Here is a 5292-nt window from a genome sequence, read left to right on the forward strand (position 1 = left end):
TCACCCCATGAAGCTGAGATCCGCGGTCCTCCTTCCGGTTCTCCTGCTGGTGTCTTCCGCGGCCCTGGCCGCCGACTGCGCGCGCGGCGTGGGCGGCGCATCGAAGCCGCTGTGGGACGGCTATGTGGAGCAGGTCGGCCCCGCCTCCCAGGAGGGCGCCTGCCGCGCCGCCCTGCTGGCGCCCGACGGCAGCACGGTGTACGAGATCACCGGGGTGAACGCCTCGCTCAGCCCGGCCACCGGCAGCGACATCACCAACGACGGCAAACTGGACGTGGTGCTCCAGACCGACTCCGGGCCGGAGCAATGCTGCTACGTTTATGCCATCGTGACTCCGGGCATGACCCCGCCACTGCAGCGCGAGTTCCGCACCTCGGTGGAGCTGAGCTTCGGCGACCGCGACGGCGACGGCAAGATCGAGATCTGGGCGCACGACTTCGCCTTCTATGGTTTCGACCACCTGCTGCGCGAGCAGTCGCCCGCTCCCCTGGTGGTCTTCCGCATCAAGGATGGCAACCTATTCAATGTCAGCCAGGCTTTCTGGACCGACTACGAGGCCGACATCACCCAAGCCAAGTCGCAGATGGGTAAGAAAGCCCTGGAGGACTTCACCGGCAGCCCCACGCCCAACCTTCCCCAGGGCAGCGGGGTGGGAGGGGGGAACACCCCGGGTGGCGGAGGTGGGGGAGGCCAGAAGAACCTGGACCCGGAAGATCTGCGCCGCCGCAACGAGACCGAAGGGCTAGTGCTGCAGGTGATCCTCGACTATCTCTACGGGGGCCGCGGCGCGGATGGCTGGAAGTACCTCTCCGAAGTCTGGCCCGACCTGGACAAGCAGCGCGCGCGCCAGGAGATCCTGAAGGCGCGCATGAGCGGCATCCTCGCGGAGATCAACCGCACCAGCCCGCCCGGCAAGTGAGGCCGGGCGCTGCCCAGAAAAAATCGCAGCCCGCAAGCGGGCCCCAGCGTCTATAATCCCGGAGTTGTTTCCGACCGCCGGGTCCCCCCGGGCATACCCGGGACCAGGCGGCGGTTCCGTTCCCGCGGAGCGGGACGGACGAGGGTGCCGGGGGAAACGCCGGCGCCTCCCGTGTCTCGCAAGAGACCCTTGGAAAGGAAACCACCCGCGCTGCCTGCCGCGGCGGCGCCGCCGGTCTTCTTTCCTTCGCTGGGCCGCTCCCGGAAGCGCACGAACGCGAAATGCTGCTGCGCGACAAATTCGGCCGCCGCATCACCGACCTGCGGATCGCCATCACCGACCGCTGCAACTACAAGTGCGTGTACTGCCGCACCGGCAACCAGGGGCCCCTCTACGCCGAGCTGGAGTTCACCGAGTACCTGCGGCTGGCGCGGCTGTTCGTCGCGCTGGGCATCGAGAAGATCCGCATCACCGGGGGTGAGCCGCTCTTGCGTCATGGAGTGGCGGGGTTCGTGGAGGAGCTGGCGCAGTTGCGCACCGCCGACGGCGGCGGGCTCGACCTGGCCATCACCACCAACGGCCACCTGCTGGCGGAACTGGCGCAGCCGCTCAAGGACGCAGGGCTGCGCCGCGTCACCGTGAGCATGGACGCGGTCGAGCCCGAGCGCTTCCACCGCATCACGCGCGTGCCCCACGGCTTCCACGCCGTGCTCGACGGCATCCGCGCCGCCAAGCGCGCGGGCCTGGCGCCGGTGAAGGTGAACTGCGTGCTCCTGCGCGGCTTCAACGACGACCAGATCACCGAGTTCGGCCGCTTCGCCCGCGAGGAAGGCGTGATCGTGCGCTTCATCGAGTTCATGCCCCTGGAGGAGGACCGGGTGTGGTCGCCGGAGATCGTGGTGCGCCTGGAGGAGATCCTGGAGCGCATGCGCGAGTTCCGCCCGCTGGTCGAGCTACCGCATGCTCCCAGCGAGACTGCGCGCCGCTACCAGTTCGACGACGGAGTGGGCGAGATCGGCATCATCGCCCCCGTCTCGCACCCGTTTTGCGGGCATTGCAGCCGCGTGCGCCTGACCTCGGACGGCAAGATCCGCACCTGCCTGTTCTCCGTCTTCGACCACGACCTGGCGGGATGGATGCGGCGCGGGGCCTCGGACCAGGAGGTGGTGGACTACATTCAGCTCGCGATGGGCAAGAAGGAGGAGCGCCACCACATCGGCGAGGCCGATTTCGTGCCGCCCTCGCGCACCATGGTGCACATCGGGGGGTAGACGTCAGACGTCGGACGTCAGTCATTCAACCGGCGGCAGATCTCTCGGGCACAAGCTGCGGCGTGGCTGCAGTCTTCGGTCCCGCGAAGTAGGCCTTCAGCTTCAGCAGCGGGCTTTCAAAGGCATACCAGGAAACCGTGGCCACCAGATAGACCAAGCCCAGGCGCGCCAGGCTGCCCAGAAGGTCGCCGGCCGTGGTCGCCGGAAACGCCAGGCGCAGCGCCTTGGCCAGCGGCAGCGCCAGAGCGTAGGCCATGGGGTGCAGCAGGTAGAGGCCGTAGCTGATCTTGCCGGTGTAGCGCATGGGGCGCCAGGCCAGCAGCTTCGATCCCCAGCCGGGACGCGAGCGCGCGTCCAGCACCAGCATGAGCAGGCCGGCGAAGGCCGCGGCCAGCGCGCTGAACACCCACATCGAGCCCTGCCTCCAGATCAGCAGCGCGATCGAAGCCACGCCGCCCACCCCTAGCGCCAGCCCTCCCCAACGCCGCAGCTTCTCCGGAGTGAAGCTTTCCGAGCGCATCCACCAGGCCACCAGCGAGCCGGCGGCGATGCCGTCCATGCGGCTGAAGGTGTAGGTGAAGATGTTGCCCGGGTCCTGCCCGGTCAGCGCCATCAGCAGGCGCAGCAGCGGCGCCGCCACCAGCAGCACCAGCAGCAGGTTGCGGAAGCGCGCGCCCGCGATCGCGGAGATCGCCAACGGCCAGGCCAGGTAGAACTGCTCCTCGATGGCCAGGGACCAGGTGACGGTCAGCACCGGGATGCCGCCCTGTCCGTAGGCGAAGTTCTGCAGGTAGAGGAAGTACCAGCGCCAGGGATACTGCTGGAGGAGGGGGCGCAGGTGCGGCACCAGCAGCGGGAAGACGAAGATGGCCAGCAGCAGCACCGCGTAGTAGAGCGGCCAGATGCGCAGCGCGCGCCGGGCGTAGAAGTTGCGATAGTAGTGAGGCTCGCGGCGGGCGTCGAGCAGGATGCCGGTGATGAGGAAGCCGGAGAGCACGAAGAACAGGTCCACGCCGATCCAGCCGCGGTGGGCCACCTCGGCCAGCAGCGGGTGCGGCACCTGCCAGTACAGCGGCATGTGCGAGCCCAGCACCGCCAGGATGGCCAGGGCACGCAGGCCGTCAAGTTCGGGGATGTAACTGGGTGTCTTGATGGCGTGTTCCCCGGGCGTGACGCGGGTCCGTAAGATCCTCGAATGAAAGGGATTATAGACTGTTCTCCCAGGGCCGTCCGGTTACGTTGGTACCCGCCTCCGATTGCGCTTGCGCCCGCCCCGCCGCCGATGGAGAATAAAGCCAGCCTCCTCACAAGGGCATGTGACCGGAAACGGTGGCATCCCGGCGGGAGGCGGGGCATCTAAAGAAGAGAAGCAAGCCGGCTTCAACAACCCCGCAGGTTGGGCCCCGCACGGGACAGCGAACCTGCTGGAGCCGGAGGACGCTTTCAACATCCCCGTTCCGGGCGGTGAAAGCTGCGCCGGGACTGGAAGCGAGACACGAACGTGGCCATTGCGATTGCGGATACCTGCCGCCTGGACAACTACCTGGTCCTCCCTGACCGCACCATGGACGAGCGCATCGTCGCCGCCAAGCGTGCCCTGGGGAAGGACTGCCTCATCCTCGGACATCACTACCAGCGCGACGAGGTGGTGCGCTTCGCCGACTGCCGTGGCGATTCCTACCGCCTGTCGAAGCGCGCGGCCGAGAGCGAGAGCCGCTACATCGTCTTCTGTGGGGTGCACTTCATGGCGGAGAGCGCCTACATCCTGGCGCGGCCCTCGCAGCAGGTGATCCTCCCCGACCTGAACGCGGGCTGCTCCATGGCCGACATGGCCGAGATCGGCCAGGTGGAGGACGCCTGGGAGCACTTCGTGGCCGCCGGTCTGACCGGGGACTCGGGCGACGGCATCACCCCGCTCACCTACATGAACTCCACCGCCGCCATCAAGGCCTTCTGCGGGGAGCGCGGCGGGATGGTCTGCACCTCCTCCAACGCCCCCGCCGCCTTCCGCTGGGCCTTCGCGCGGACGCCCAAGATCTTCTTCCTCCCCGATCAGCACCTGGGGCGCAACACCGCCTATGGCATGGGCATCCCGCTCGGCGACATGGCGGTGTGGGACCCGTTCCTGCCGCAGGGCGGGCTGACGGTGGAGCAGATGCGCGCCGCCCGCGTGATCCTGTGGAAGGGGCACTGCTCGGTGCACCAGCGCTTCCTGCCCGAGCACGTGGAGCAGGTGCGGGCGCGCTATCCCGGCATCCGCGTGATCGTGCATCCCGAGTGCCGCTGGGAGGTCTGCCAGAAGGCCGACGCCCTGGGCTCGACCGACCGACTCATCAAGATCGTCGAAGAGGCCCCCGCGGGCACGCAGTTCGCCGTGGGCACCGAGATCCACCTGGTCAACCGCGTGGCCAGGGAGAACCCGGACAAGATGGTGATCACGCTCGACGATTCCGGCTGCCTGTGCACCACCATGTTCCGCATCTCGCCGCAACATCTGGGCTGGGCGCTGGAGAACCTGGTGGAGGGCAACGTGGTCAACCGCATCCGGGTGCGCGAGGACGTGAAGCGCTGGGCCCACGTCGCCCTGGACCGCATGCTGGAGATCGCTTAGCCATGGCCAACCGCACCTTCACCCTGCAGGAAGCGCAGACGCTGCTGCCGGTGCTGGAGTCGCTGCTGCGCTCGGCCATGGAGGCCAAAGCCATCCTCGAGGCGGTGGACCAGGAGTTCCAGCAGGTGGCCAGCCGCGTCTTTCTGCACGGCGGCAGCTTCCTCAACATCGGCTACCTGAAGAAGCGCAAGGCGGAGAAGGAGAAGGCGGCGCAGCGGGTGAAGGACGCGCTGGCCGAGATCGCCGCCACCGGGGTGCAGGTCAAGGACCTGGACATCGGCCTGCTCGACTTCCCCTGCGTGGTCGAGGAGCGCGTGATCCTGCTGTGCTGGAAGCTGGGAGAGAAGGGCATCACCCACTGGCATGGCACCGAGGAAGGCTTCGCCGGGCGCAAGCCCATCGACGACACCATCGCCCGCGCCAAGCCGAAACGACCCAATTAGTTTCTGGTTTCTCGTTTCTAGTTTCTAGGGAGTGCCACTTTCCCGCCA

The 5292-nt window shown here is 67.7% G+C and carries 5 protein-coding genes and 1 riboswitch; of the genes, 4 read left to right on the forward strand and 1 reads right to left on the reverse strand.

What is annotated here, in order from left to right; all coding sequences use genetic code 11:
• Both VEG08_04590 and moaA read left to right on the forward strand, forming a co-directional pair.
• On the forward strand, positions 1-919 hold a 919-nt coding region (locus VEG08_04590; GenBank protein HXZ27262.1), incomplete at its 5' end, for a hypothetical protein.
• A 56-nt stretch (positions 920-975) separates the two neighbouring features.
• Positions 976-1135, forward strand: a riboswitch (molybdenum cofactor riboswitch).
• 65 nt (positions 1136-1200) lie between these two features.
• Positions 1201-2190 carry a GTP 3',8-cyclase MoaA gene (moaA, locus tag VEG08_04595; protein HXZ27263.1) on the forward strand — a complete coding sequence of 330 codons (990 nt, stop codon included), beginning with the start codon at positions 1201-1203 and terminating at the stop codon, positions 2188-2190.
• A 25-nt stretch (positions 2191-2215) separates the two neighbouring features.
• Here the strand turns inward: moaA and VEG08_04600 are convergent, their stop codons facing one another.
• Positions 2216-3379, reverse strand: coding sequence for an acyltransferase (locus VEG08_04600; protein ID HXZ27264.1), 1164 nt, complete (start codon positions 3377-3379; stop codon positions 2216-2218).
• 312 nt (positions 3380-3691) lie between these two features.
• Here VEG08_04600 and nadA point away from each other — a divergent pair, with 312 nt between their 5' ends.
• Together nadA and VEG08_04610 are read left to right on the forward strand one after the other, a co-directional pair.
• Entirely contained in the window at positions 3692-4801 is a 1110-nt protein-coding gene (nadA, locus tag VEG08_04605) for a quinolinate synthase NadA (protein HXZ27265.1), read from the forward strand.
• Positions 4802-4803: 2 nt separating this feature from the next.
• Complete coding sequence (locus tag VEG08_04610; GenBank protein ID HXZ27266.1) at positions 4804-5244, forward strand: DUF2203 domain-containing protein; 441 nt, start codon at positions 4804-4806, stop codon at positions 5242-5244.
• Positions 5245-5292: the final 48 nt, after the last annotated feature.

The sequence above is a fragment of the Terriglobales bacterium genome (genome assembly GCA_035624475.1).
Lineage (GTDB): Bacteria > Acidobacteriota > Terriglobia > Terriglobales > Acidobacteriaceae > DASPRL01.

Bases quoted from the DNA above. Each gene is read 5' to 3' on its own strand.
- VEG08_04610 (HXZ27266.1), top strand. From the start codon at position 4,804: ATGGCCAACCGCACCTTCACCCTGCAGGAAGCGCAGACGCTGCTGCCG.
- moaA (HXZ27263.1), top strand. From the start codon at position 1,201: ATGCTGCTGCGCGACAAATTCGGCCGCCGCATCACCGACCTGCGGATC.